Origin of the sequence: Parendozoicomonas verongulae, from assembly GCF_009711465.1 — a bacterium.
Taxonomy (GTDB): Bacteria; Pseudomonadota; Gammaproteobacteria; order Pseudomonadales; family Endozoicomonadaceae; genus Sansalvadorimonas; species Sansalvadorimonas verongulae.
The window spans coordinates 1-320 of record NZ_SMME01000169.1 but is presented as its reverse complement, the minus strand read 5'-3'; the positions used below and the strand labels follow the sequence as shown (position 1 = coordinate 320).

Genomic DNA, 320 nt, shown 5'->3' with positions numbered 1-320 from the left:
AAGCCGCACGTAAACGTCGGCACCATCGGTCACGTTGACCACGGTAAAACCACTCTGACTGCAGCTCTGACTCGCGTATGCGCCGAAGTTTTCGGTGGCGAAATGAAGGCTTTCGATCAGATCGATAACGCTCCAGAAGAGCGTGAGCGTGGTATCACCATCTCTACTGCACACGTAGAATACGATTCCAACGATCGTCACTACGCGCACGTAGACTGCCCAGGACACGCTGACTACGTTAAGAACATGATCACCGGTGCTGCTCAGATGGACGGCGCGATCCTGGTATGTGGCGCGACTGACGGCCCTATGCCTCAGAC

The 320-nt window shown here is 55.3% G+C and carries 1 protein-coding gene; it reads left to right on the top strand.

What is annotated here, in order from left to right; all coding sequences use genetic code 11:
- The coding region (locus tag E1189_RS00210; protein ID WP_196220809.1) for a GTP-binding protein at positions 1 to 320 on the top strand (320 nt) is incomplete at both ends.